The sequence below is a fragment of the Pseudomonas sp. UBA6276 genome (genome assembly GCF_002438365.1).
GTDB lineage: Bacteria > Pseudomonadota > Gammaproteobacteria > Pseudomonadales > Pseudomonadaceae > Aquipseudomonas > Aquipseudomonas coleopterorum.
In genome coordinates this window covers 102,037-126,974 of sequence record NZ_DJUS01000007.1, presented here as the reverse complement: position 1 = coordinate 126,974, position 24,938 = coordinate 102,037, and the positions used below count along the sequence as shown (strand labels likewise).

Genomic DNA, 24,938 nt, shown 5'->3' with positions numbered 1-24,938 from the left:
GGGCATTGGGCCGCGCACCTTTCGCGGCCCGCAGTGAAGATATGTTCATCCTCGACCCCGCTTTTCCGCCCTAGACTCCAGGGGCAAACATCATGAACTGACAGGAGTTGACCATTATGTTTTCCCACGAAAGCACTGGATTGATCGCGTTGTACGTCATTGTCGCGCTGATCGTGGTAAGTACCGCTGGACACATCGCGCACAGCCACTGGCAGTATCGCCAGGGCAAGCGTGATCGGTCTTTGGAGCGTAATGGACGGGACTGACCGGGCTGGGGCCAGTCGCTCGGTTCGTGGGGAGAATGATGTGCTGGATCTTCGGACGGATCGTGCGGCTGGATAAATGAACGCGTGTAGGCAGGTCTCTTCGCGGCCAAAGGGCTCGCTGCCTGCCCCGCTGAATCGATCGCGCTAATGATGACTATCAAGGTTCGCGCCTCGGTGATGGTCGCCACCCTGCCTTATACTCGCCGCCAATCCCCCCGTTACCCCCGCCTGCTCGCAGGCGACTGTCTCCTTGGAATCCATTCCCATGCCAAGTCCCCATCAGGCCGCCCCAGGCCTTTCCGAACCCACTTCGCAGAGCGTCAAGCAGCAGTGGCTGGCCATTCTTTCGGTAGCCGTGGGCGCCTTCGCCCTGGTGACCAGCGAATTCCTGCCTGTGGGCGTGCTCAACGATGTCGCCAGCGACCTGGGCATCAGTGCCGGCCAGGCGGGCCTGATGGTCACCCTGCCCGGCATCATGGCCGCCCTGGCCGCGCCGTTGCTGTCGGTGGGCATCGGCGCCATGGACCGTCGCTACTTGCTGACCGGCCTGACGCTGATCATGATCATCGCCAACTGCATCGTCTCCTTCGCCAATGACTTCAATGTGCTGTTGTTCGGCCGGGTATTGCTGGGGGTCAGCATCGGCGGCTTCTGGGCCACCGCCATTGCGTTGAGCGGTCGCCTGGCACCCAGGGGTGTCGGTGTGGCCAAGGCCACGTCGATCATCATGATGGGCGTGACCCTGGCCACGGTGCTGGGCGTGCCCGTGGGCACCTGGCTCAGCGGCTTGATGGGCTGGCGCATGACCTTTCTGGTGACCGCGCTGGTGGGTGTGCCGGTGCTGCTGGCGCAGATCTTCCTGCTGCCACCGCTGCACCCGGACCGCGCCATTCGGGTCAGCGACCTGCCGGCCCTGTTCACCAATCCCCAGGCGCGGGTGGGTTTGATCGCCGTGCTGCTGATCGGTCTGGCGCACTTTGCCGCGTACACCTATGTCGCCCCGTTCTTCAAGCAAAGTGCCGGTTTCGACGGGCCGACCATTGGCTCGCTGTTGCTGCTCTACGGCATGGCCGGAGTGCTGGGCAACGTGTTCGCCGGCTTCGCCGCCAACCGCAACGTGCGCTACACCTTGCTGCTGGTGGCGCTGATGATCGGCACCAGCACGGCCCTGTTCCCGCATTTCGCGACCGGCCTTGTCGGTGCCGCGATGCTGATCGCTCTGTGGGGTTTTGCCTTCGGCGCGTTCCCGGCCTGCTCCAGCATCTGGATGTTCGTGGTCGCGCCCAAGGACGTCGAGCGCGGCATGCCGCTATTCGTTGCGCTGTTTCAGGTGATCATTGCGCTGGGATCGTTCTTCGGCGGGCAGATCGTCGACCAGTTGGGCAGCTCGGTGCTGCTGAGCCTGGCGACAGCCTTGGTCGGTGCAGGTTTTGCGACGGTGCTGGTGTTGGGTCGCAAGGTCAGCAACAACGCGGTGGCCCAGCCCTGCTGAGCCCGCGTGCGCTGACGATCCCGGCAGGATTGTCAGCGCACCTGCGCAGATTGCAAAAAAATTTTGAACTGCCTTTCCGCCCATTCACCTAATGATCAGCCTGTGAATATTCCCACAGGCATTGTGTCAATATCGGCACTCTCCGAGAGGTGGTCAACGTGGCTAAAGACGAAAAGAAAACCAAAAGTGACGCTTCGAAAGCCAGCAAGGAATTGAAGGACAAAAAGTCGTCACCGGAAAAGAAATCTGCCGCAGCCTCAGCGCTTTCGAAGTCCTCCGACAAGGAGAAAAAAGACAAGAAGAAAGACGCCGAGCCGAAGAAAACCGCAAAGAAAGCTGACAGCAAGCCGGAAAAGGCTGAGAAAGCCAAGAAGTCCGACAAAGTGGAAAAAGCTGAAAAGCCTGCGAAGAAGAAAAAGTGACATTCGCTGTCTGCTAGGGCCCCCGCGCCCTAGCGTTCCCTCTGTATTCCCCTGCCTCTACTCCCCCGCCTATCCCGTTTTCGACGCCTTTCACGCGCGCGTCTGATTCACCACCACCACGGTCAGCCAAGGCATTCGATAGATCCGTACCGGCTGGGTGCGGGCAAGCATATCGAGCATGCCGGGAACATCGTCGAGGTTGAACACACCGCTCACCGCTGTGCTGGGCAAGCGACCGGCGATGACCAGTGAGCCCGGCAGGTAACGTTCGATGTCAGCGAATACCTCGGCCAGCGGCTGCCGATTGAAGATCAGCTTGCCGCGCTGCCACGCCGACGCCGTACCCAGGTCCAGAACGCCTGTCGCCGACGGTGTCGCGCCAGCGGTGTAGGCCAGGCGCTGAGCGGCCTTCAACGGCACCACGGCGCCGCCGGACGAGACCCTCACTTCTCCTTCCGTTACCCCCACACGCACCTGTTCACCCTGGCGATCGACATCGAAACGAGTGCCCACCGCCTGCACGCTGCCGCCCGAGGCCTGAACCACGAACGGCCGCATGGCATCCTTGCTGACTTCGAACAACGCCTCGCCCTTGAGCAGGCTGATCTCTCGACGCGCTGCCGAGTAATTCACCGACAAGGCCGAGCCGCTGTTCAACCAGACCTGGCTGCCGTCTTCCAGGGTCAACGCCCGGCGTTCACCGACCGCCGTGGCGTAGTCGGCGAAATAGACCTTGGCCGGTTCGCTCAAGCCGGTCAACGCCAGCGCACCCAGCCCGGCGGCCAATGCCGCCCAGCGCAGCGGCCGTCGCTCGCGCCTGGGTGGGGCGACGAAGGTTTGCGCTGTGTGGGTCTGTGGCAGTGCCTGCCACATCGTTTCGGCCAGCCGCGCTGCGGCCTCGTGGTCCGCACTCTGTCCACGCCAGCGGGCGAAAGCGTGGCGATCGGCATCACTGGCCTGGCCGGACGTCAGGTGCACCCACTGCTCGATGGCCTGGTCTTCCAGGTCAGTGGCGCAAGGGACGCGGTTCAAGGGTTCGGTCATGGTGAGGGGCTCGCAGGCGCCGCCGGAAGGAAGTCGGTTGCGTGCATTCTAGAGGCACTCCGACTGACGAAGCCAATCGCGGCAATGGCGCATGGCGAGCACCAGGTACTTGCCCACCGAGCTTTCCGAGACCCCGAGGCGAAGGGCGATCTGGGCGTGGGTCAGGCCCTCGAGACGGCTGAGCAGCAACGCCAGGCGGGCGTTGCTGGGCAAATGCTGCAGGGCATGGTCGAGTTGCTCGATGGCCTCGGCAGCCAGGAACGTGCGCTCCGGCGAGGCGATGGGATCGCAGGGCTCCTCGTCCGGCTCCTCGACCTGCAGCGCGCAATAACGCCGCTCCTGGCGCAGACGGTCGATGGCCAGATTGCCCGCCACGCGGAACACGAACGCGCGAGGTTCGAGAATCTGCGCGGTGTCTGCCAACCCGGCCAGGCGTACGTAGGTGTCCTGGGCCACGTCGGCCGCCTTCTCCACATTCCCCAGGCGCCGCGCCAGAAAGGCCAGCAGGTCGGCATAGTGCTCCTGAAAGACCATCAGCAAAGGGTTGGAATTGGGTGACACGGACATTCGCACGGCCCCGGCGGTTGAGGGCCGCATCCTATCCCAATTGAGAACCCTTATCATCAGAATGGCGGATGATAATGAAAATAATTTCAATCTGGACGGCAAGGTTTGCCCTGCTCGGTCGTCGTTGGAGAGAGAACCCTGATTCTCGGGCATTTCATCTCCATTCGATAACGGACGTTTCAGATGCAGGCACGTTTTCCGCACTTCGCTCCCGCCGCCGGTCGCACCCTGACCCTGGCGCTGATGCTGGCCATGACGACCGGCTTGCCGACGCTTTCACTTTCGGCACAAGCGGCCGAAGCCAGCACGGCGCTGGACCTGCGATCGGTCGAGCAGTCGCTGGACCAGGCATTGACCCGGTTGGCGGACCAGGCCAACGTGCGGTTGATCTTCAACTCGGCGGACGTGGCCAACCTGCGTGCTCCTGCCTTGAAGGGCCGGTACACCCTAGGCCAGGCCATGGAAATCCTGCTGCGCGGCAGCGGCTTCACGTGGCAACTGCTGGACGAGCGCACCCTGGTGCTGCAGAAACTGCCCGCCCGCGATGACCCGGCCATGGCCTTGGGCGCCACCACCGTCAATGCCATGAACGACCTGGGCAGCACCACCGATGGCACCGGCTCCTACACCACCGGCAGCAGCAGTACCGCCGCCAAGCTCAATCTGAGCCTCAAGGAAACCCCGCAGACCGTCAGCGTGGTGACCCGTCAGTTGATGGACGACAAGAAGCTCACCAGCCTGGACAAAGTGCTCGAACAGACTCCGGGCATCACCTTCCAGTACCGCAACTTCGGCGGCCACGTGTACACCTCTCGCGGGTTCTCCCTGCTGGCGGAAAGCTTTCTGGTCGACGGCGTTCCCGGTCAGGGTTACCAGATCACCGGCTGGATGAAGCCCGACACCGCCATCTACGATCGCGTCGAGGTCCTGCGCGGCGCGAGCGGTCTGTTGGTGGGGGCCGGCGAGCCCGGCGGTGCGGTGAATCTGGTGCGCAAACGCCCGACCGCCGAACCGCGGCTGACGGTTCAGGCCAGTGCCGGATCCTGGGACCGTTACCGCATGGACCTGGACGCCAGCGGCAAGCTCAACGATGCCGGCAACGTACGCGGACGGCTGGTCACCGCCTACGAAGACAACGGCTCATACCTGGACGAGCGCAACACGCGCACGCCGCTGGTGTACGGCATCGTCGAGGCCGATCTGGACCCCGACACCACGGTGAGCCTGAGCCTGCGTCATCAGCAGAACGTCATCAACGGCTATTCGATCTACGGCTTGCCGCGCTACAGCAACGGCAATGCACTGGACATCTCCCGCTCCACTTCCCTGGTGCAGGACTGGAACCGCCACGAAAGCGAGATGAGCGAGGCGTTCGCCGAAATCGAACATCGCTTCAACGAGCGCTGGTCGAGCACCACCTCGGTGACCGTGTCCCAAGGCAGCTTCGATCAGCAGATCGCCTACGCGCGGCGTGCCATAAGCCCGGTGACCAATACCGGCTCGGTGTTCCAGGCGGCGCTGTTCCGCCAGGACGAAGTGACCAGCACCGGGCTGGACAGCCATGTCAGCGGCAACTTCGATGCCTTCGGCCTGACCCACGACATCACCGTCGGCGGCACCTGGTCGCGCCAGGAAGCCAATACCCAGCAGGCCACCGCCAGCCTGCGCAACCAGCCACTGAACATCTTCGACGTGGATCACCATGCCATCGCCAAGCCCGCCCGGCCGGCCTGGACCACGGACATCGACATGACCGAAGAGCGTGCGGGCCTGTACGCCAACTCCCGGCTGCGCCTGAGCGAGCCGCTGAGCCTGGTGCTCGGCGGCCGCGCGAGCTGGTACGACTACACCTACGACATCAAGCGCGGCGCCGCCCTGCCCTACGAGTCCAAGGTGACGCGCAAGGTCACGCCCTACGCTGGGCTGATCTACGACATCAACGATGACTGGTCGTGGTACGCCAGCTACGCGGAAATCTTCAACGCTCAGGGCAACTACGTTGACACCCGCGGCACGCCGCTCTCCCCCTCCGAGGGTGACAACTACGAGACCGGCATCAAAGGCGCCCTGTTCGACAACCGCCTGAACCTGTCGATGGCGTTGTTCTACATCAAGCAGACCGACGTCGCTCTGGTGGACCTGGCCAACACCAACTGCACCAGCAACGACTCCGAGGGCACCTGCTACGTCAATGGCACCATCAAGCGCAGCAAGGGCATCGACCTGGAGGCCAGCGGCGAGATCCTGCCGGGCTGGCAAGTGTTCGGCGGCTACACCTTCAATCTGCTGCGCAACAACACCGAGGATGTCGAAGTTGCCTACGAGACGCCCAAGCACATGCTGCGCCTGCAGACCAGCTACAACCCGCCCGGCACCTGGGACCGGCTGACCGTCGGTGGTGGCGTCTCGGCGCAGTCCTATTACAAGGCGTCGTCGACCACGGGGCTCGATTTCGGCAGCCAGGGCTACGCCATCTGGGATGCCCGCGTGGCCTGGAAACTGGACGACCACTGGCGGGTGCAACTCAACGCCGAAAACCTCTTCGACAAGCGCTACTACACCACGGCCGTGGCGGTGGACCGTTCGAACGTGTTCGGCGAGCCGCGCAGCTACATGCTGACCTTGCGAGGCGATTTCTGATCGCATCGGTGCAGGACCCATTGCAGTGAAGGGCTCGCTGCGCCGGTCGATGGCCTGGCTGCACACCTGGTGTGGCCTGGTGTGCGGCTGGGTGCTGTGCGTGATCTTCCTCACCGGCTCGCTGAGCGTGTTCCGCGAGCCCATCACGCGCTGGATGGAGGCGCAGCCATTCGCCACGTCCGAGGTTGGCGCTTGGGTGAACGAAGGGCTGGCCGCATCCCAGGCGCAGCGCTACCTCGCGACACATGCCTCGAGCGCACGGCTGTGGCGGGTGCAGTTGCCGGCGCATCCGGGTGAAGCGGTACGCCTGCTCTGGCGGGACGGCAGCGGCACCCGGCAGATCGCCCTCGATCCTGCGACCGGCACGCCGTTACCCCCGGCAGCGCTGCGCCAGACCGAAGGGGGGCGACATTTCATGTCGTTCCACTACATGCTGCAACTGCCGGTGCTGGGGTTCTGGATCGTTGGCGCACTGACCGTCGGCTTTCTGGTGGCGCTGGTCTCCGGGGTGGTCATCCACCGGCGCCTCTTCGCCGACTTCTTTACCTTCCGGCCCGGTACCGGCCCGCGTGCCTGGCTCGATGCGCACAACGCCGCGGCCGTACTGACCCTGCCGTTTCTGCTGATGATCGCCTACACCGGGCTGTCCATCTTCGGCAACAGCTACATGCCCTGGCCCGTGCAAGCGGTATACGGTTCGGACGATGGCGCCTATGCACGGTTCACTTCCGAACTCGCCGCCGAACCGACCGTGGTCCGCCCCGTGGCGCAGCCGACCGGCGCTGCGCCGGGCTGGGCAGCGCTGCTGGACCAGGCGCGTACGCTCACCGGGCAACCGGCACAGATGCTGCTGGTGAATGCACTAGGCTCAGCCAATGCGAGCCTACGCATCATCGGCCGTGCGGACCCGGGGCAGCCTGCAGACCACCTGTTCACGCCCCAGGCCAGCGTGCTGTTCGACGCGGCCAGCGGCGGCGTGTTGCAGGTCCGGCGGCCAGACCCGGCCAGCCTGTCCTTGGGTACCCGGATCGAAGGCGTGGTGCGCTCCCTGCACTTCGCCGATTTCGGCAGCTGGGCACTGCGCTGGGTGTACTTCGCCAGCGGCCTGCTGGGCACATCGATGATGGTGGCAGGTACGCTGCTGTTCTCGATCAAGAGACGCATCAAGGGCCAGCACGAATTTGGCGATGCTACGCGACGCTTCTACCACTGCGTCGAAGCTTTCAATGTGGCGTGCAGCGTCGGCATCGGGATGGCGTGCTGTGGTTACTTCTACGCCAACCGCCTGCTGCCGTTCGAGTTACCGGACCGTGCTCAGTGGGAAATACGCGCCTTTGTGCTGATCTGGGCGGCAACCTTGTTACACGCCCTGTGTAGGCCGCGGCTGCGCGCATGGACCGAGCAGCTGGGCCTGACCGCGCTGCTGTGTCTGTGCCTGCCGCTGCTCAACCAATGGACCACGGGCCAGGCGTTGTGGCACTACGCACGCGTCGGCGACTGGCAACGGGCGAGCGTGGAAGCGGTGTGCCTGGGCTTTGGTGCGTTGCTGATAAATATCCTGGTGAAGCTGCGCCGGCACCGGTTGCGCCAGGGCTTGGTGCGCTAGGCCGATGGATGCCGATTCAAGCGGGGAAAAAGCGTATACCCTATACGCTCAATCCTTCGAATGACCCAGTGACGTGGCCCAGACCAAACTCAACGCGCCGGACCTCGGCAACTCCCCCTCGACCTCGGAGATCATCACCCGGCACCTGCGCGACGCGATCGTCGCCGGGCATTTTGCCGAGGACGAACCGATCCGGCAGGACGACATCGCGCGCCAGTTCAATGTCAGCAAGATCCCGGTTCGCGAAGCGCTCAAGCGTCTGGAAGCCGAAGGCCTGGTGATGTTCCAGCGCAATCGCGGGGCGATGGTCACACGGTTGTCGGACGCCGAGCTGGCGCAGTTGTTCGAGGTGCGCATGCTGCTGGAAGACAAAGTGCTGCGCCTGGCCATCCCGAACATGACCGAATCGACCTTTGCCCGCGCCGAGAGCATCTGCCGCGAGTTCATCGGTGAAGACGACGTGGGTCGCTGGGCAGAGCTGAACTGGGAGCTGCATGTCTGCCTGTACGAGCCCGCCCAGCGTCCGTTCCTGGTGGGCCTGATTCGCTCGGTCAACGACAAGCTGGAGCGTTACCTGCGCATGCAGATGAGCTTGTCGGCCGGCAAGGATCGCGCAGACCACGAGCACCGGGAGATCCTCCAGGCATGCCGCGAGGGCGATGTCGAACGTGCCGTGCGCCTGCTCGACGAACACATTGCCGGGGTCTGCCAGACCCTCTTCGAACACCTGCCGAGCGCGCGTTGAATTCGTTTTGCGAACCGGCCAATAAAATTGGCCACTATGCCGAATTCGTCATCGGCATGCGCTAAATCGCTCAAGCCCGACGGCTTCATCTGCGCCACCCTAAGGTTCACTGAACCAACTCGACAGGTGGCCCGATGAACCGCATTGAAGTGATCGACTCGCATACCGGGGGTGAGCCCACGCGTCTGGTGATCGAGGGTTTCCCGGATCTCGGCACGGGCACCATGGCCGAGCGCAGGCAACTGCTGGCCGAACGGCACGATGCCTGGCGGGCCGCCTGCGTGCTGGAGCCGCGCGGCAGCGATGTGCTGGTAGGCGCGCTGTTGTGCATACCAGTGGACCCCAGCGCTTGCGCAGGGGTGATCTTCTTCAATAACACCGGCTATTTGGGCATGTGCGGCCACGGCACCATCGGGCTGATCGCCTCGCTGGCGCATCTGGGCCGGATCGGCCCGGGCGTGCATGCCGTCGAAACCCCAGTGGGTACCGTCCAGGCGACATTGCATGAGGACGGTTCGGTCAGCGTGCGCAACGTGCCCGCCTATCGCTACCGCAAGGACGTAGCGCTGCAGGTGCCGGGTATCGGCGCGGTGATCGGCGACATCGCCTGGGGTGGCAACTGGTTCTTTCTGGTGGCCGAGCATGGGCTGGCGGTTGCCGGGGACAACCTCGAAGCCCTGACTGCCTACACCGTCGCCGTGCAGCAGGCACTTGAGGATCAAGGCATACGCGGTGAAGACGGCGGCCCGATCGACCATATCGAATTGTTCGCCGAAGACGATGACGCCGACAGCCGCAACTTCGTGCTGTGCCCCGGCAAGGCCTACGATCGCTCGCCCTGTGGCACGGGGACCAGCGCCAAACTGGCGTGCCTGGCGGCCGACGGCAAGCTGCAGCCCGGCCAGATCTGGCGTCAGGCCAGCGTCATCGGCAGCACGTTCGAAGGGTCCTACGAGCCGCTGGAGCCGAGCGCCGATGGGCGGGTAGTGCCGACCATTCGTGGGCAGGCGTATGTGAGCGCCGAAGCCACGCTGATTTTGCACGGCAACGACCTCTTCGCCTGGGGCATTCGCCTGTGAGCACCCAGGCCGTGGCCGACGCCATCGTGATCGGCGCGGGCATCGTCGGCGCCGCCTGCGCCCAGGCGCTCGCCAAACGTGGCCTGAACGTTCAGGTGCTGGACGCCGGCCAGCCCGGCGCCACGGCGGCCGGCATGGGCCACCTGCTGGTGCTCGACGACAACGCCGCTGAACTGGCGCTGAGCCAATACTCGCTCGGGCGCTGGCGCGAGATGGCCTCTGCGCTGCCGCAGGGCTGTGCGTACCGCAGCAACGGCACCCTCTGGCTGGCTGCGAACGATGAGGAAATGGCCGTTGCCGAGCACAAGTTCAGGGTGCTGCACGAGCATGGCGAGGCGTGCGAAATCCTTGGCGCAACCGCCCTGCGCGAGCGTGAACCGCTGCTGCGCGAGGGCCTGGAAGGCGGTCTGTTGATCAAGGGCGACGGTATCGTGTATGCACCGGCGACCGCGCAGTGGATGCTCGACCATCCCTTGATCCGCCAGCAACACGCCATGGTCATCGAGGTGGACGGCCACCGCGTGCGCCTGGCCGACGGTCAATGGCTGAGCGCCGATCTGGTGCTGTTGGCCAATGGCATCCAGGCCACCGAGCTGTGCCCCGAGTTGCCCGTCCAGGCCAAGAAAGGTCATCTGGCGATCACCGACCGCTACCCTGCGCAGATTACCCACACGCTGGTGGAGCTGGGCTACGTCACCAGCGCCCACACCGCCAGCGGCCCGTCTACGGCCTGCAACATCCAGCCGCGCCCGACCGGGCAATTGTTCATCGGTGCTTCGCGACAATTCGGCACTACCGAGCCTGATGTCGAAGGCTGGATGCTCGCCAAAATGCTCAGGCGCGCGGCCGAGTATGTCCCTGCCCTGAACGACATGAACGTGATTCGTGCCTGGACCGGTTTTCGCGCGGCCAGCCCGGACGGCTTGCCCTTGGTGGGTGAGCATCCACAGCGTCCGGGCCTGTGGCTGGCGGTGGGTCATGAAGGCTTGGGAGTGACGACCGCGCCGGCGACCGCCGACCTGCTGGTGGCGCAACTGTTCGACGAATCGCTGCCGCTGGCCGCAGCACCGTACCTGCCACAGCGTTTTCTCGGAGCACGTGCCCATGCCTGAATTGACCGTGAATGGCCGCACACTGCGTGTGGCTGCAGGCACCAGTGTCGCAGCCGCGCTGGCGATCGCCGCTGACGGCTGCACGCGGACCTCGGTCGGCGGCCAGCGGCGTGCGCCCCTGTGCGGCATGGGCATCTGCCAGGAGTGCCGGGTCACCATCGACGGTTCTCGGCGTCTGGCGTGCCAGACGCACTGCCGCGACGGCATGCAGGTGCACACCTCATGATGAACGAACACGCCGAGGTCCTGATCATCGGTGCTGGCCCCGCTGGCCTCCATGCGGCACTGGCAGCAGCGCCCAGCGGGGCTCGCATCGTGCTGCTCGACGACAATCCGGCCCCCGGTGGGCAAATCTGGCGCGACGGACCCCACGCTGCGTTGCCGACTCAGGTGATTCGACTGCGCGAGCGTTTGCAGGGATATGGCAATGTGCAGGTCCATACCGCCACCCGAGTGATTGCCCGGCCCGCGCCCTACCGCTTGCTGGTGGAGAACGAAGAGCGCGGCTGGATCATCGACTATGCCAAGCTGATCCTGTGTACCGGCGCCCGTGAGCTGTTGCTGCCCTTCCCCGGCTGGACGCTGCCCGGCGTGACCGGCGCGGGAGGTTTGCAGGCTCTGGTCAAGGGCGGCCTGCCCATCGCGGGCGAGCGTGTGGTTGTCGCGGGCAGCGGTCCGTTGCTGCTGGCCAGCGCCCACACCGCGCAAAAACAGGGCGCTCGGGTGATCCGCATCGCCGAGCAGGCCAGCCCCGGCGCTGTCGCGCGCTTCGCAGCGCAGTTGCCACGCTGGCCGCACAAGGCGCTGCAAGCGCTGCAACTCGGCTCAGCGGTGTATCGCACCGACAGCTACGTACTGGCCGCGCTCGGCAGCGAACGGCTCGAAGGCGTGCGCCTGATGCAACGGGGGCGAATCGTGGAAATACCGTGTGAGCGCCTGGCCTGTGGCTTCGGCCTGGTACCCAACACGCAGTTGGGGGAGGCCCTGGGCTGTGCGTTGCAGGCCGGAACCATTGCCGTCGATGGCTGGCAGGCGAGTAGCCTGGCCGACCATTTCGCCGCCGGCGAATGCACGGGTTTCGGCGGCAGCGAGTTGGCTTCGGTCGAAGGCAGCATCGCTGGGCACGCTGCGGTGGGCGATCAGGCTACAGCCGCACGGCTTTGGTCGAAACGCAGCCATTGGCAGGGCTTCGCCGCCGTGCTGAACCGTGCATTTACCCTGAGGCCGGCGCTCGCCACCCTGTGCGAACCGGACACACTGGTCTGCCGCTGTGAAGACGTGCCCTACGCGGCCGTTCAACCATACGGTTCCTGGCGCGAGGCCAAGCTGGCCACCCGCTGCGGGATGGGCGCCTGCCAGGGCCGGGTGTGTGGTGCTGCCACCGCGCAGCTGTTCGGCTGGCAGCCGTCCACACCCCGCCCGCCGTTCAGCCCAGCCCGGATCGCGACCTTGCTCTGCATCGACGACCACCCGCCTACTTGATCCCATCTCCAGCTTTGCGCAGCAGGCAGGGGGCACTATGCTCCGAGCGTCCTTTCCGGAGCCTGACGCCATGCTCGCCGCCGTCGTTCCTGCCAGTCCCTGCCACCTGCCCGACCTGCTGGTCAGCCTGCAACCGTTGGCGCCACTGCTCGATGCGTTAGCCGATGTGGTGTTCTTCATCAAGGACGACGCCGCCCGCTACGCCTTCGTCAACACGACCCTGGTGCAGCGTTGCGGCTTCAGGACCGGCCAGCAACTGCTGGGGTTGACTGCGGAGCAGGTGTTCCCGGAGCGCTTCGGGTCGCTCTACACCGAACAGGACCGCAAGGTGCTGGGCAGTGGCCGCGCGCTGGCCAACCAATTGGAATTGCACCTCTATTTCGGCAACCAGCCGGTGTGGTGCCTGACCCACAAGATCGCCCTGCACAATGAACAGGGCCGGATCGTTGGCCTGGCGGGCATCTCCCGCGACCTGCAACTGCCGCAATCCAACCATCCGGCCTTCCAGAAAGTGGCGGCGGTCGATGCGCACATCCGTGCCCACTACCACCGTCCGATCAGCCTCGCGGAGCTGACCGCAATCGCCGGGCTGTCGGTCGCACAGCTCGAGCGTCACTGCAAACGGATCTTCCAGCTCACGCCGCGCCAGCTCATTCACAAGGCGCGTCTGGAAGAAGCCTCGCGCCTGCTGCGCGATGAGGACCTGCCGATCACCGACATCGCCCTGCGCTGCGGCTACACCGACCACAGTGCCTTCAGCCGACAGTTTCGCGCCCTCACCCACCTGTCCCCGAGTCTGTATCGCGACAGCCATCGCTGATGTTCCGTTAGCGGGCAGTGCGGCCTGGCGATGCTCCCTTATGTAACACCCTCTCTCTTGTCATCACCTCATCACTGCATCTGCCCACAGCGTAATGCCCCTTTGGATGAGGACTATCACGGCTTCGGCCGGACTGCATACGAAATGGGCACGCCTGTTGCATTTGAAATATCGTATACGAAATTCCATAAATCCCAGCGATCACTTAAACGTCGAGGCTTCCATGAAAAACTCTGCTTTTGCCGTCGCCTTTACCGCCGCGCTCAGTACCGCTTTCATGGCAAACGCCCAGGCTGACAAACTGGACGACATCATCGGCTCCGGCAAACTGCGCTGCGCGGTGACGCTGGACTTCCCGCCCATGGGTTTCCGCGACAGTGCCAACAAACCTGCAGGGTTCGACGTCGACTACTGCAATGACCTGGCGAAGGTACTGGGCGTGGATGCCGAAGTCGTCGAAACGCCCTTCCCGGATCGGATTCCTGCATTGGTCTCAGGACGTGCCGACGTTATCGTCGCTTCCACTTCGGACACCCTTGAGCGTGCCAAGACAGTCGGTCTCAGCGTGCCCTACTTCGCGTTCCAGATGGTGGTGCTGACCCGCGACGACACCGGCATCAACAGCTTCGAAGACCTCAAAGGCAAGGCGCTGGGCAACACCAGCGGCACCTATGAGGCCATCGCCCTTGAGAAGGATGTGAAAAGCTGGGGCAACGGCAGCTTCCGGGCCTACCAGTCGCAGAACGACACCATCCTGGCCGTCGCCCAAGGCCACATCCAGGCCACCGTTGTCACCAATACGGTGGCTGCCGCAACCCTGAAGTCGGGTAAATACAAGAACCTCAAGGTCGCCGGCAACGCACCGTACGTGATCGATTACGTGTCCCTGGGCGCCAAGCGCACCGAGTACGGGCTGCTCAACTACCTCAACCTGTTCGTCAACCAGCAAGTGCGCAGCGGCCGCTACAACGAGTTGTTCGTGAAATGGGTCGGTACCGAGATCGCGCCCACCCCACTCACCGTACCCAACGTCTACTACTGAGATGAAGACCATGCCCGGCATCGTCAGTGGCCGCTGCCTGATCGATGGCAGCGCGCAGGGCGCCCTGCTGTTCGCCGACACCGGCCTGAGCTTCTGGGGCGGGGTCGACCCCTCAAGCGGCGAGGTCATTGATCGGCACCATCCTCTAAGTGGCCAGAGCGTCGCGGGCCGGGTTCTGGCGATTCCGGGCAGTCGTGGTTCCTGCACCGGCAGCAGCGTCATGATGGAGCTGATCAGCAACGCCCACGCACCGGCAGCGTTGGTGCTGGCTGAACCCGATGAGATTCTCACCCTGGGAGTGCTGGTGGCGCAGCACTTCTTCGGCCGCTCCCTGCCCGTGCTGTGCGTGGGACAATACGCCTTCGACACGCTGCGCGGTCAGCCATGGGCGCGAGTCGACGGCGCATCGTTGAGCCTCTACAGCAAAGCGCCAGATGACGCTTGGCTGCCTCGCGAAGCCGAAAGCGAAAACGATACAGCCGACGGCGCCATCGAACTGAGCCGCCGCGACCAGGAACTGCTCGACGGCGCCCACGGCAAGGCAGCCCAGGTGGCGATGCAGATCGTCCTGCGCATGGCGCGCCTGCAGGGCGCTCGCGAACTGATCGACATTACCCAGGCGCATATCGATGGGTGCATCTACACCGGTCCCGCCAGCCTGCGTTTCGCCGAACGGTTGGTGCAATGGGGTGCCCGGGTGCAGGTACCCACCACGTTGAACGCCATCTCGGTGGACCAGCGCCGCTGGCGCGAACTGGGCATCGACCCGGCCCTTGGCGAGCCCGCGAGCGCGCTGGGCGATGCGTACATGGCCATGGGCGCGCGACTGAGCTTCACCTGCGCGCCCTATCTGCTCGACAGCGCGCCGAGCCTCGGCGAGCACGTGGTGTGGGCCGAGTCCAACGCCGTGGTGTACGCCAACAGCGTGCTCGGCGCACGTACCTTGAAATACCCCGACTACCTCGATATCTGTATCGCCCTGACCGGCCGCGCGCCGTTGATCGGCTGCCACCTCCCGGAGCGGCGCCGGCCGCAACTGCAGATTCAGGTGCCGCCCCTGGCTGGAGCCGATGACAGCGTCTACCCGTTGCTCGGCTATCACATCGGTGGCCTGTGCGGCAGCCGTATTCCGTGGATCAGCGGTCTGCATCAGCAGCATCCTGACCTGGATGACCTGAAAGCGTTCGGCGCCGCCTTCGCCACCACCAGCGCCGCACCGATGTTCCACATCGCCGGGGTCACCCGCGAAGCCCTGGACCCGGACCTCTCGAGCGGGTTATCGGAGGCACTGCCCTGCGTGTCGATCACGCCACAGGATCTCCTCGCAAGCTGGAAGGAACTCAATACCGCTCGGGACACGCAGGTGCGGATGATCTCTCTGGGCAATCCACATTTCTCCCTGAGCGAATTCGCCCGCCTGGCCGCCCTCTGCCAAGGCCGACGCAAGCACCCGGGAGTGGTGCTGGCCATCACCTGTGGCCGGGCGGTGCTGGAACAGGCCCGCGCGGCAGGTCACCTGGCCGGGCTCGAAGCCTTCGGTGCGACGCTGATCACCGACACCTGCTGGTGCATGCTCGGTGAACCGGTAGTTCCCGTGGACTGCCGCAGCCTGATGACCAACTCGGGCAAGTACGCCCATTACGCACCGGGTCTGGTCGGGCGACGCGTTCACTTCGACAGCCTGGGCGCGTGTGTCGACAGCGCGTGCAGCGGTACCCGCAGCGGTCGACCACCGGCCTGGCTGTCGCCCATTTCTCTCGCGGAGCCTGCAGACCATGTTTGATTACACCTTTCAGTGGCGGGCTGCGTGGCGCGCCTTGCCCGACATGTTGCAGGGCGCCTGGGTGACATTCGAAACCGCGGCGCTGTCGATGGTCTTCGGTGTGCTCATCGCCTTGCTCTTGACGGTGATGCGCGCCGGCACCCACCCGGTGCTGCGCGGCTTCGGCGACGGCTGGGTGTCGATCGCACGCAATACCCCATCGCTGTTCCAGATCTACATCCTTTACTTCGGCCTGGGCTCGATGGGCCTGCACGTCAGCTCGTGGCTGGCCCTGCTGGCCGGTATCACCTTCAACAACGCCGGCTACCTGGCGGAAAACTTTCGCGGCGGCCTCAAGGCAGTGCCCGAGACGCAGATGCGCGCTGCACGGTCGCTGGGCATGAGCGCGTTCCAGGCATACCGGATGATCATCGTGCCGCAATTGCTGCGCGTGGTGTTCTACCCGCTCAGCAATCAGATGGTCTGGGCGGTCCTGATGACCTCGCTGGGTGTTGTGGTCGGTCTCAACGACGACCTCACTGGCGTCACCCAGGACTACAACGTCAAGACCTTCCGCACCTTCGAATATTTCGCCATGGCCGCGGTGCTCTATTACCTGATCGCCAAGCTGATCGTCGGCCTCGCCCGACTGTCGAGCTGGCGCCTGTTTCGCTACTGAGGAGCGGCGCATGTTCTCTACCAGCCTCACCGCGACAGACCTGGTGTACATGCTCGACGGCGCCTGGGTCACCCTGCAACTGACGTTCTGGGCAATTCTGCTGGGTTCGTTCGTCGGTTTGCTGTGTGGCCTGCTGCGGGCTTTGCTGCCACGCGCCAGCTTGCCGCTGGCCTGGGTGCTGGACGTGTTCCGCAGCGTGCCGCTGCTGATTCAGTTCGTCCTGCTCAATTCGTTCAAAAGCATTGCCGGGCTGAACATCAGCGCCTTCAGCGTCGGCTGTCTGGTGCTGGGTGTGTACGCCGCAGCGTACTTCACTGAGATCGTACGCAGTGGCGTGCTGGCCGTGTCGCCGTCAGTGCGCCGCGCCAGCCGCTCGCTGGGCCTGAGCTACTGGCAGGACCTGCGCTACATCGTCCTGCCGATGGCCACCCGAGTGGCCTTCCCCGGCTGGCTCAACCTGGTGCTCGGGGTCATGAAGGACACCGCACTGGTGATGTGGATCGGCATCGTCGAACTGCTGCGCGCATCACAGACCATCGTCACGCGCATACAGGAGCCGCTGCTGGTGCTGTGCATCGCCGGCCTCATCTATTACGTCATGAGCCTGGTAGTCGCACGCCTGGGCGCTCGTCTGGAAAGAAGGTGGCAGGAAAATGATTGAGATCGACAACGTACACAAATCCTTCGGCGAACTGGAGGTCATCAAGGGCGTCAGCCTGACGGTGAGCAAGGGTGAGGTGGTGTCGATCATCGGTGGCTCGGGTTCGGGCAAGTCCACCCTGCTGATGTGCATCAATGGCCTTGAACCGATCCAGAAAGGCAGCATTCGGGTCGATGGCGTCGAGGTTCATGAGCGCAGCACCGATCTCAACCGGCTGCGCCAACGCATTGGCATCGTCTTTCAGCAGTGGAATGCGTTTCCCCACCTGACGGTGCTGGAGAACGTGATGCTGGCGCCGCGCAAGGTGCTGGGCAAGAGTCGAGAGCAGGCCGAGGCGCTGGCCGTCCAGCAGTTGACCCATGTTGGCCTGGGCGACAAGTTCAACACCTTTCCCGGCAAGCTGTCGGGTGGCCAGCAGCAGCGCATGGCGATTGCCCGGGCGCTGGCCATGTCGCCGGACTACATGCTGTTCGACGAGGCCACCTCGGCGCTCGATCCGCAGTTGGTCGGCGAGGTGCTCGACACTATGCGCATGCTGGCCGAAGACGGCATGACCATGGTGCTGGTGACCCACGAGATTCGGTTTGCCCGTGATGTATCCGATCGTGTCGCTTTCTTTCGCAACGGCTTGGTGCATGAGATCGGCAGCCCGGATCAGGTCATTGGCAATCCCTTGCAGCCGGAAACGGCTGCGTTCTTGAAGTCGGTCAAATAGCCTCAAGCAGGCGATAGCTGACTTGCAACAACCGGCTTCATCAATACCGCTCACTTAAACCGTATACGAAATACTTAATCCCTGGAGACATTCTAATGAGCAAGCGCATTAACTGGAGTGGCGTATTCCCGGCCGTCACCACTCAATTCAACGATGACTTTTCCATCAACCTGGAGAAGACCCACCAGGTGATTTCCAACGTGATCCGCGACGGCGTGTCCGGGTTGGTGGTCTGTGGTTCGGTGGGCGAAAACACCTCGCTGACCGCCGAGGAAAAGATCGCGGTTACAGAGGTGGCCGTGGACGCCTCCGGTGGCCGAGTACCGGTCATCTGCGGCGTGGCCGAGTTCACCAGCGTCGCTGCCGCGAAAACGGCCAACGCCGTGCGCAAGGCCGGAGTCGATGGCGTCATGTTGATGCCAGCGCTGGTGTACGGCTCGAAACCCTTCGAAACCGCCGAGCACTTTCGCTACGTGGCCAGGCATGCCGACGTGCCGCTGATGGTCTACAACAACCCGCCGATCTACAAGAACGACGTCACTGCCGAGATCCTCATCTCTCTGGCCGACTGCGACAACGTGGTGTGCTTCAAGGACTCGTCTGGCGATACCCGACGCTTCATCGACGTGCGCAACGAGGTAGGCGACCGTTTCGTGCTGTTCGCCGGGCTCGATGACGTCGTCCTGGAGAGCATCGCAGTGGGCGCCGAAGGCTGGGTGTCGGGCATGTCCAACGTCTTCCCGCAGGAAGGCGAAACCATCTTCCGCCTGGCCAAGGCCGGACGTTTCGCCGAGGCCATGGAAATCTACCAGTGGCTGATGCCGATCCTGCACCTGGACGCCCGTGCGGACCTGGTGCAATGCATCAAACTGTGCGAAGCCATCATGGGTCGCGGCAGCGCTCTGACCCGCCCGCCGCGCCTGGCCCTGCCGGAGGAAGACCGCCTGTTCGTCGAGCGCATCATGGCCAAGGCCTTGGCCAACCGCCCCACCCTGCCCGACGTCGGTCTTTGAATCATGCCCGGGCCAGGCGCATCCGCCAGGCCCGGCCCGCTGTCACAGCCACCCCCCAGGAAGCCTGATCATGTCCACTTCTTCCAACGCGACCAACCCGGCGGGACTCAAGCGCGTCGTAGCGGCCGCCATGGCCGGTACCGTCGCCGAATGGTACGAATTCTTCCTTTACGGCACGGCTTCGGCGCTGGTCTTCGGCCAATTGTTCTTTCGCCAGACCGACCGCCCTATCGATGGCATCATCGCGGCTTTCGCCCTCTACGCCGTAGGCTTTCTGGCGCGACCGTTGGGTGGGCTGGTGTTCGGCCATTACGGGGACAAATTCGGTCGCAAGCGGCTGCTGCAACTGAGTCTGGTGGTCGTGGGCATCACCACTTTCCTGATGGGCTGCCTGCCAGGTTTCGCCACCATCGGTTACGCCGCGCCGGTATTACTGGTGCTGTTGCGCCTGATCCAGGGTTTTGCCTTCGGCGGCGAGTGGGGCGGAGCGATCCTGCTGGTGTCCGAGCACTGTCCCGACAACCGCCGCGGTTTCTGGGCCAGCTGGCCGCAGGCAGGCGTGCCGGCGGGCAACCTGATCGCCACGGTCGCTTTGCTGGGGCTGTCCAGCGGGCTTTCCGAAGAGCAGTTCCTGGCCTGGGGTTGGCGTGTGGCGTTCTGGCTGTCGGCCATCGTCGTGCTGATCGGCTACTGGATCCGCAGCAGCGTCGACGACGCGCCCATCTTCAAGGAAGCCCAGGCGCGGCAGGCGTTGATTCAATCCGAACAACTGGGTGTAGTCGAGGTACTGCGCCACCATTGGCGTTCCGTGTTGGTGGGCATCGGCGCGCGGTTTGCCGAGAACATTCTGTACTACACGGTGGTGACCTTCTCCATCACCTACCTCAAGCTGGTGGTGCACAAGGACACGTCGCAGATTCTGCTGCTGATGTTCGGCGCACACTTGCTGCACTTTTTCATGATTCCGCTGATGGGTTACCTGTCCGACCTGATCGGCCGCAAACCGGTGTACCTGACCGGAGCGGTATTGACGGCGTTCTGGGGCTTCGTCGGCTTTCCGATGATGGACACCGGCAACAACTGGCTGATCATGGCAGCCATCACGCTAGGGCTGGCCATCGAGTCCATGACCTATGCGCCCTACTCGGCGCTGATGGCCGAGATGTTCCCAACCCACGTGCGCTACACCGCCCTTTCACTGTGTTATCAAGTGGCACCGATTTTTGCCGGTTCGTTGGCTCCGCTGATCGCGATCACCTTGCTCAACAAATACCAGAGCTCCACGCCTATCGCCTTTTACCTGGTGGGCGCCGCGGTGATCTCGATCATCGCCGTCAGCCTGACCCGAGAAACTCGGGGCAAATCGTTGCGCACAGTGGACGCCGAAGCGGCCACACGCGTGGCCGCCCGTGAGCAGGCTGAAGTAACGCGCGCCAAACTGGTCTGAGCGGTTGGCGCTGCCCCCCCCGTCAGCGCCTCCTCAAAGCCCCAGATCACTCAAGCCTGGGTGATCGTCGGGGCGGCGGCCCAGGGGCCAGTGGTATTTGCGCTCGGACTCGGCGATGGGCAGGTCGTTGATGCAAGCGAAACGCCGTTGCATGAGCCCGTTGGCGGCAAACTCCCAGTTCTCGTTGCCGTAGGAGCGGAACCAGTTGCCCGAATCGTCGTGCCACTCATAGGCGTAGCGCACGGCAATGCGGTTGTCGGCGAAGGCCCACAGTTCCTTGATCAGGCGATAGTCCAGCTCTTTACGCCATTTGCGTTCGAGAAACGCCTGGGCCTGGGCGCGTCCTTCGATGAACTCGCTGCGGTTACGCCAGTACGTGTCCTGGGTATACGCCAGCGCCACCTTGGCGGCATCGCGGGAGTTCCAGCCATCCTCGGCGCCACGCACCTTCTGGATCGCGGTTTCGAGGGTGAACGGCGGCAGTGGCAGGCGTTTCTCTTCGCTCATGTCGATGCTCCTAGAGTCGATGCTCCTAGAAAGGTTTGTAGGGCAGGAATTTGCCGTCCAGGGTGATCACGGCGCGGGATCCGCCTTCTGGATCTTCGACCTTCTTGATGTCGAGCTTGAAATTGATCGCGCTGATGATGCCATCGCCGAATTGCTCGTGCACCAGCGCCTTCAGGGTCGTGCCATAGACCTGGACCATTTCGTGGAAGCGATAGATGGTCGGATCGTTCGACACGTCTTCGGCATTGCCGCGTAGGGGTATGGTCTGCAGTTCGACTACCGCCTCGGCGTCCAGCCCCAGGCGTTCAGCCACCACTTCGGCCACTGCCTGAGGCAATGGATGCTGGCCCAAAAGCGCGGCGGTCACATACACCGTGCTCAACCCGGTGCCTTCGGCCAGGCCCGCCCAGGTCAGGTTGTTCGCGGTCTTGGCCTGCAAGACGCGCTCGGTCAGGGTCTGGCGTGGTGCCTTGGAAACGTTGCTCTGGGACATGGTCGATTCTCCGGATGGGAACGCAAGGTCAGGTGTAACGCTTGGAGGCACAGAATCAACAAAACCCACCATAATGGCCAAGACTCATTTCAGATCATTTCCATAATTCCAACTTATGGTGAATCCGTGCTGCTACGTCATATCCGCTACCTGCTGGCCGTTGCCGATCACGGTAATTTCACCCGCGCCGCCGAGGCCCTGCATGTGTCCCAACCTGCGTTGTCGCAACAGATAAAGCAACTGGAATCGAGCATGGGCGTGCCCTTGTTCGACCGCAGTGGCCGCAGCATCGTCCCCACCGATGCCGGTCGCGTGTACCTGGAACATGCGCGGCGCTCGCTGCGAGAGCTGGAGGCGGGTCGGCGCGCGGTGATGGACGTCAGCGATCTGTCGCGCGGCCAATTGCGCCTGGGCGTCACGCCGACTTTCAGCGAATACCTGGTAGCGCCGCTGATCGACCGCTTCTCGGCACGGTACCCAGGGGTTGCAATCAGCCTTACGGAAATGTCGCTGGAACAGATACTCGACGCCCTGGCCCGCGATCTGCTGGATGTGGCCATCGGCTTCACCGGCGAGCATGGCGCCGACATCGATGCGCAGCCGCTGTTCGAGGAGAAACTGTGCCTGGTCACGGCAGGCTCGGCGCTGGACCCCGGTCAGCAGAACAAGGTGCTGACCCTGGCCGATCTGCAGACGCTGCGCTTCGCCCTGCTGGCCCCGGCCTTCGCCACGCGTATCTCGGTGGATGCCTGGTGCCGCAAACAGCGCTTCACGCCCAACATTGCTCTGGAAGCCAATTCGATCGCCATATTGCTCAAGGTGATCAAGCAGGGGCGCATGGTGACCATCCTGCCCGATGCCATCGTGCGCGAGCAGCGCGACCTCTACGAGCTTCGTACCAGACCGGTGCTGCCCAGGCGCACGGCGGCCTTGCTACGGCGCAAGAACGGCTATCGCAGCGTCGCCGCCGATGCATTCGCCACGTTGGTGAAGGGGTTGCAGGACTGAACGCATCGGTGCCGGCGCAAACTTTTTCCTGATTCAGGCGTCAGCTTGAGAGCGACCTTTCGCCACCGCACTTTCGCCTTTGCACTTTCGTCATTGAACAGGGACTCACCATGGTTTTCTTCATCTTCCTGCTGGCCTGCGCCGCTGCGGCCAGCACCGGCATCATCTTCAAACCCGGCCAGTGGTACGCCTCGTTGGTCAAGCCTCGTTTCACCCCGCCGAACTGGGCATTCCCCGTAGCCTGGACGGTCATCTACCTGCTGCTGGCCTGGGCCGGCTACCGCCTGACCCAACTGACCGGCAGCGAGACGGTCCTGGCGCTCTGGGCCGCGCAGATTGCCCTCAACACCCTGTGGACACCGGTGTTCTTCGGCGCCCACCGCCTGCTGGCCGGCCTGGTGATCATCGTATTGCTGTGGCTGGTGACCGCCGCCATGGTAGTTCTGGCCATCCGCCTGGACCTGATCACCGGGCTGATTCTGTTCCCCTATCTGGCCTGGCTGTGCGTGGCGGCCGCGCTGAACTTCTCGATCCTGCGCAACAACCGCTGAGCTCGGTGCCACGCCGCCTGGCTCAGGTCAGATGGCGAACTCACCCACCAATGCCGTCAGACCGACCGCCAGTCGCGACACTTCGCCACTGGCGGTCGCCGTCTGGGTGGCACCCGCAGCACTCTGCATCGAAAGATCGCGAATGCTGGTGATGTTGCGGTCGATCTCCCGCGCTACCTGAGCCTGCTCTTCGGCGGCGGTCGCGATCACGGTGTTGCGTTCGCTGATCAGGTTGATCGATTCGGAGATCTGGCTGAGCGAGGTACTGGCGTGCTGCGCCACGGCCGACGAATCGCTGGCCATCTGCTGGCTCTGCTCCATGGCTTGGACGGCCTGCACCGAATCGGTCTGCATCGAGCCGATCATCTTCTCGATCTCCTGAGTCGACTGCTGCGTACGGTGAGCCAGAGCGCGCACTTCATCGGCAACCACGGCAAAGCCACGGCCCTGTTCACCAGCGCGAGCCGCTTCGATGGCAGCGTTCAGTGCGAGCAGGTTGGTTTGTTCGGCAATGGCGCGGATCACCTCGACCACCGTGTTGATCTCACGCGCCCGAGCCGACAGCTGCTTGACCTGAGTGCTAGTGCTGCCCACGTTGGTCGCCAGCGCCTGGATAGCGGTCAGGGTCTGTTCGACCTTGCCCAGACCATCCCTCGCCAGCGATTGGGTGGTGGCCGAGGCGTCGGCGGCTTCGGCCGCGTTACGCGCCACCTCGTCGACCGCCGAGCTCATCTGGGTGACCGCACTGGCCGCCTGATTGACCTCATCGTTCTGGCGCACCAGCCCCCGGCTGGATTCCTCGGTCACCGCGCTCATCTCTTCCGAGGCGGCGGCCAGTTGGCTGGAGCTGTCGGAAATGTGCGCGATCGTCTGCCGCAGGTTGGCCTGCATCCGTGCCAACGCCGTGAGCATGCTGGCGGCTTCGTCCTGGCCAACCACGACGATCTGTTCGGTCAAGTCCTTGCGCGCGATGCGCTGGGCGATCTGCACGGCTTCCTGGATGGGCTGGGTGATGCTGCGGATCAACAGCGCCGCAAGCAGGATGGTCGCCAGCACGGCCGCAGCCATCAGCCCAATGACCCAGGCACGGCCCGACTCGAAGGTCGCGAGCGCCGCATCCCCGGCGTCGGTGGCACCGCGGTCGTTCAGCGCCATGAGCTCGTTGACCTTGCCTTCCAGGGTGTTGGTCAGCGGGCGAATGGCCGTGTTGATCAGGCCGGTTGCCGCCGTGGTGTCGGCAGCGCGCAGCATGGGTTCGAGCTGGCCCAGCAGTTGGTCATACGCAGCCGCATCGGAACGTATGGAGTCGTAAAGTTTGCGGTCATCGTCGCTGGCAACGGTGCTTTCATAGTGCTTGATGGTTTCCTGAAAAGCACGGCGATAGCCGGGAAACGCAGCGATCGTCTGTTCACGAAGCGCGGAATCGGTGGTGGTGGCGCCGCGCATGCTTTCGAGCCGCAACCTCAAGAGCCCACTGTTCATCTGGCCCGCGTCGCGGATACCCAACATCCAGTTGGTTTCCACATCCTGCTCGGCCTGGTACAGCTTGTCCATCTGGACGATGGAAAGACTTCCAAGAAGGATGACGACCACGACAATGGCCGAGAAGAATGCAATAGCGCGGGGGGCGAGGTTCAGGCGTCGAATGATCATGCAGGATTCCATTGCGATCAGGGGTTGATGCCTTCAGTCATCGGCCTGCGGCGCAAACACTTGAGCTAGAGGGCCCTGGGCAAATGTAAGCAAGCGCGAGAACAGGCCAGCTGTATGCCTGTACAGCCATTC

At 63.8% G+C, this 24,938-nt stretch carries 25 protein-coding genes and 1 pseudogene; 20 read left to right on the top strand and 6 right to left on the bottom strand.

Going from position 1 to position 24,938, the window contains the following annotated elements; genetic code table 11:
• Nucleotides 1-116: 116 nt before the first annotated feature.
• The 3 genes from B2V21_RS01645 to B2V21_RS01635 all read left to right on the top strand — a co-directional run bounded on the left by B2V21_RS01645 (nucleotide 117) and on the right by B2V21_RS01635 (nucleotide 2,180).
• Nucleotides 117-266, top strand: coding sequence for a hypothetical protein (locus B2V21_RS01645; RefSeq protein WP_161804282.1), 150 nt, complete (start codon nucleotides 117-119; stop codon nucleotides 264-266).
• A 265-nt stretch (nucleotides 267-531) separates the two neighbouring features.
• On the top strand, nucleotides 532-1,758 hold the full coding sequence (locus B2V21_RS01640) for an MFS transporter (protein WP_286915837.1): 1,227 nt from the start codon (nucleotides 532-534) through the stop codon (nucleotides 1,756-1,758).
• 149 nt (nucleotides 1,759-1,907) lie between these two features.
• A complete protein-coding gene (locus B2V21_RS01635) occupies nucleotides 1,908-2,180 on the top strand; it encodes a hypothetical protein (RefSeq protein WP_049859274.1) in 273 nt (90 codons plus the stop codon).
• Between the two features lie 90 nt (nucleotides 2,181-2,270).
• Here the strand turns inward: B2V21_RS01635 and B2V21_RS01630 are convergent, their stop codons facing one another.
• A complete protein-coding gene (locus B2V21_RS01630; protein WP_286915836.1) occupies nucleotides 2,271-3,224 on the bottom strand; it encodes a FecR family protein in 954 nt (317 codons plus the stop codon).
• A gap of 48 nt (nucleotides 3,225-3,272) precedes the next feature.
• Nucleotides 3,273-3,791 carry a sigma-70 family RNA polymerase sigma factor gene (locus tag B2V21_RS01625; protein ID WP_049859273.1) on the bottom strand — a complete coding sequence of 173 codons (519 nt, stop codon included), beginning with the start codon at nucleotides 3,789-3,791 and terminating at the stop codon, nucleotides 3,273-3,275.
• Between the two features lie 183 nt (nucleotides 3,792-3,974).
• Here B2V21_RS01625 and B2V21_RS01620 point away from each other — a divergent pair, with 183 nt between their 5' ends.
• The 15 genes from B2V21_RS01620 (at nucleotide 3,975) to abaF (ending at nucleotide 20,594) form a co-directional block, all read left to right on the top strand.
• Nucleotides 3,975-6,431: a TonB-dependent siderophore receptor gene (locus tag B2V21_RS01620; RefSeq protein WP_286915835.1), complete on the top strand. Its 2,457-nt coding sequence runs from the start codon at nucleotides 3,975-3,977 to the stop codon at nucleotides 6,429-6,431.
• 25 nt (nucleotides 6,432-6,456) lie between these two features.
• On the top strand, nucleotides 6,457-8,037 hold the full coding sequence (locus B2V21_RS01615) for a PepSY-associated TM helix domain-containing protein (protein ID WP_286915834.1): 1,581 nt from the start codon (nucleotides 6,457-6,459) through the stop codon (nucleotides 8,035-8,037).
• A gap of 73 nt (nucleotides 8,038-8,110) precedes the next feature.
• Complete coding sequence (locus tag B2V21_RS01610; protein WP_286915833.1) at nucleotides 8,111-8,782, top strand: GntR family transcriptional regulator; 672 nt, start codon at nucleotides 8,111-8,113, stop codon at nucleotides 8,780-8,782.
• Nucleotides 8,783-8,916: 134 nt separating this feature from the next.
• On the top strand, nucleotides 8,917-9,861 hold the full coding sequence (locus B2V21_RS01605; RefSeq protein ID WP_286915832.1) for a 4-hydroxyproline epimerase: 945 nt from the start codon (nucleotides 8,917-8,919) through the stop codon (nucleotides 9,859-9,861).
• Nucleotides 9,858-10,973, top strand: coding sequence for an NAD(P)/FAD-dependent oxidoreductase (locus B2V21_RS01600; protein WP_286915831.1), 1,116 nt, complete (start codon nucleotides 9,858-9,860; stop codon nucleotides 10,971-10,973). Before B2V21_RS01605 ends, B2V21_RS01600 begins: the two co-directional genes overlap by 4 nt.
• The gene (locus tag B2V21_RS01595) at nucleotides 10,966-11,199 is read left to right on the top strand and encodes a 2Fe-2S iron-sulfur cluster-binding protein (protein ID WP_286915830.1); all 234 of its coding nucleotides are present in this window, start codon (nucleotides 10,966-10,968) and stop codon (nucleotides 11,197-11,199) included. The genes B2V21_RS01600 and B2V21_RS01595 overlap by 8 nt, the downstream gene beginning before the upstream one ends.
• On the top strand, nucleotides 11,199-12,455 hold the full coding sequence (locus B2V21_RS01590) for an NAD(P)/FAD-dependent oxidoreductase (RefSeq protein ID WP_049859791.1): 1,257 nt from the start codon (nucleotides 11,199-11,201) through the stop codon (nucleotides 12,453-12,455). The genes B2V21_RS01595 and B2V21_RS01590 overlap by 1 nt, the downstream gene beginning before the upstream one ends.
• Before the next feature lie 70 nt (nucleotides 12,456-12,525).
• Nucleotides 12,526-13,275, top strand: a complete 750-nt coding sequence (locus tag B2V21_RS01585) for a helix-turn-helix domain-containing protein (RefSeq protein WP_376787084.1) — start codon at nucleotides 12,526-12,528, stop codon at nucleotides 13,273-13,275.
• Between the two features lie 223 nt (nucleotides 13,276-13,498).
• Nucleotides 13,499-14,317: a transporter substrate-binding domain-containing protein gene (locus B2V21_RS01580; protein WP_286915828.1), complete on the top strand. Its 819-nt coding sequence runs from the start codon at nucleotides 13,499-13,501 to the stop codon at nucleotides 14,315-14,317.
• Nucleotides 14,318-14,327: 10 nt separating this feature from the next.
• Nucleotides 14,328-16,100, top strand: coding sequence for an aconitase family protein (locus B2V21_RS01575; protein WP_286915874.1), 1,773 nt, complete (start codon nucleotides 14,328-14,330; stop codon nucleotides 16,098-16,100).
• Nucleotides 16,093-16,758: an amino acid ABC transporter permease gene (locus B2V21_RS01570; RefSeq protein WP_049859264.1), complete on the top strand. Its 666-nt coding sequence runs from the start codon at nucleotides 16,093-16,095 to the stop codon at nucleotides 16,756-16,758. The genes B2V21_RS01575 and B2V21_RS01570 overlap by 8 nt, the downstream gene beginning before the upstream one ends.
• A 10-nt stretch (nucleotides 16,759-16,768) precedes the next feature.
• Nucleotides 16,769-17,419, top strand: coding sequence for an amino acid ABC transporter permease (locus tag B2V21_RS01565; RefSeq protein ID WP_049859263.1), 651 nt, complete (start codon nucleotides 16,769-16,771; stop codon nucleotides 17,417-17,419).
• On the top strand, nucleotides 17,412-18,134 hold the full coding sequence (locus B2V21_RS01560) for an amino acid ABC transporter ATP-binding protein (RefSeq protein ID WP_049859262.1): 723 nt from the start codon (nucleotides 17,412-17,414) through the stop codon (nucleotides 18,132-18,134). The genes B2V21_RS01565 and B2V21_RS01560 overlap by 8 nt, the downstream gene beginning before the upstream one ends.
• A gap of 95 nt (nucleotides 18,135-18,229) precedes the next feature.
• Nucleotides 18,230-19,147: a dihydrodipicolinate synthase family protein gene (locus tag B2V21_RS01555; protein WP_049859261.1), complete on the top strand. Its 918-nt coding sequence runs from the start codon at nucleotides 18,230-18,232 to the stop codon at nucleotides 19,145-19,147.
• Nucleotides 19,148-19,217: 70 nt separating this feature from the next.
• Entirely contained in the window at nucleotides 19,218-20,594 is a 1,377-nt protein-coding gene (gene abaF, locus B2V21_RS01550; protein ID WP_286915827.1) for a fosfomycin efflux MFS transporter AbaF, read from the top strand.
• A gap of 33 nt (nucleotides 20,595-20,627) precedes the next feature.
• On the opposite strand, the gene B2V21_RS01545 is transcribed toward abaF, so the two are convergent.
• Nucleotides 20,628-21,101 carry a DUF1348 family protein gene (locus B2V21_RS01545; RefSeq protein ID WP_049859259.1) on the bottom strand — a complete coding sequence of 158 codons (474 nt, stop codon included), beginning with the start codon at nucleotides 21,099-21,101 and terminating at the stop codon, nucleotides 20,628-20,630.
• A 25-nt stretch (nucleotides 21,102-21,126) separates the two neighbouring features.
• Nucleotides 21,127-21,594, bottom strand: coding sequence for a cyanase (gene cynS / locus B2V21_RS01540; RefSeq protein ID WP_049859258.1), 468 nt, complete (start codon nucleotides 21,592-21,594; stop codon nucleotides 21,127-21,129).
• A 126-nt stretch (nucleotides 21,595-21,720) separates the two neighbouring features.
• On the opposite strand from cynS, the gene cynR reads away from it, so the two are divergent.
• On the top strand, nucleotides 21,721-22,602 hold the full coding sequence (gene cynR / locus B2V21_RS01535) for a transcriptional regulator CynR (protein ID WP_049859257.1): 882 nt from the start codon (nucleotides 21,721-21,723) through the stop codon (nucleotides 22,600-22,602).
• A gap of 110 nt (nucleotides 22,603-22,712) precedes the next feature.
• A complete protein-coding gene (tspO, locus tag B2V21_RS01530; protein WP_056842973.1) occupies nucleotides 22,713-23,153 on the top strand; it encodes a tryptophan-rich sensory protein TspO in 441 nt (146 codons plus the stop codon).
• 27 nt (nucleotides 23,154-23,180) lie between these two features.
• Here tspO and B2V21_RS21535 read toward each other — a convergent pair whose 3' ends face one another.
• Together B2V21_RS21535 and B2V21_RS21530 are read right to left on the bottom strand one after the other, a co-directional pair.
• A complete protein-coding gene (locus B2V21_RS21535) occupies nucleotides 23,181-23,969 on the bottom strand; it encodes a methyl-accepting chemotaxis protein (RefSeq protein ID WP_414705009.1) in 789 nt (262 codons plus the stop codon).
• A 66-nt stretch (nucleotides 23,970-24,035) separates the two neighbouring features.
• Nucleotides 24,036-24,806: pseudogene (locus B2V21_RS21530) on the bottom strand (MCP four helix bundle domain-containing protein); the annotation flags it as partial.
• Nucleotides 24,807-24,938: the final 132 nt, after the last annotated feature.